This window comes from Escherichia sp. WS1450 (assembly GCF_046487395.1).
Taxonomy (GTDB): domain Bacteria; phylum Pseudomonadota; class Gammaproteobacteria; order Enterobacterales; family Enterobacteriaceae; genus Escherichia; species Escherichia coli.
The window spans coordinates 1-919 of sequence record NZ_JBJQJO010000128.1; the positions used below are offsets into that span (position 1 = coordinate 1).

Genomic DNA, 919 nt, shown 5'->3' on the forward strand with positions numbered 1-919 from the left:
ATATGGCCTGTCGGCTGCCGTTCTGGCGTTGATTGCCATCGGTGCGCCTGCGCCTGATATTCTCGACCAGTTTCTGGATGAAAAAGAAGGTAACCACACAACGGCATACCGCGATGGTTCCGGTATATGGACCATCTGTCGTGGTGCCACAATGGTGGATGGTAAGCCCGTCATACCGGGAATGAAGCTGTCGAAGGAAAAATGCGCTCAGGTTAATGCCATTGAGCGTGATAGGGCGCTGGCATGGGTGGAGCGCAATATTAAAGTACCACTGACCGAACCACAGAAAGCGGGTATAGCGTCATTTTGTCCCTATAACATTGGCCCCGGTAAGTGTTTCCCGTCGACGTTTTATAAGCGGCTGAATGCCGGTGATCGTAAGAGTGCATGCGAGGCGATTCGCTGGTGGATAAAAGATGGTGGGCGCGATTGCCGCATACGTTCAAATAACTGCTATGGGCAGGTTATTCGTCGTGACCAGGAAAGCGCATTAGCCTGTTGGGGGATAGATCAGTGAGCAGAGTCGCCGCGATTATTTATGCTCTGGTTATCTGCACTATCGTCTGCCTGTCGTGGGCGGTCAATCATTACCGTGATAACGCCATCGCCTACAAAGAACAGCGTGATAAAAAAGTCAGTGAGCTGAAGCAGGCGACCGCCACCATTACTGACATGCAGCAACGCCAGCGTGCTGCTGATGTACTCGATGCTAAATACACGAAGGAGTTGGCTGATGCGAAAGCTGAAAATGATGCTCTTCGGCGCAAGCTTGATAATGGTGGTCGGGTGCTCGTCAAAGGAAAATGCCCTGTGCCATCCTCAGCCGAAACCTCCAGCGCCTCCGGCATGGGCAATGATGCCACCGTCGAACTCTCTCCAGTTGCTGGACGAAACGTTCTCGGTATCCGGGACGGAATCA

Annotated in this window: 2 protein-coding genes and 1 pseudogene; all 3 read left to right on the plus strand. The window is 52.6% G+C overall.

Annotated features, from left to right (window positions below):
• A partial coding sequence (locus ACJHYR_RS27875; protein WP_410233219.1) for a lysozyme occupies nucleotides 1-517 on the plus strand: 517 nt, incomplete at its 5' end.
• Nucleotides 514-852, plus strand: a pseudogene (locus ACJHYR_RS27880) (lysis system i-spanin subunit Rz); the annotation flags it as partial. The gene ACJHYR_RS27875 and the pseudogene ACJHYR_RS27880, both read left to right, overlap by 4 nt.
• The coding region (gene rz1 / locus ACJHYR_RS27885) for a lysis system o-spanin lipoprotein Rz1 (protein WP_410233220.1) at nucleotides 809-919 on the plus strand (111 nt) is incomplete at its 3' end. The pseudogene ACJHYR_RS27880 and the gene rz1, both read left to right, overlap by 44 nt.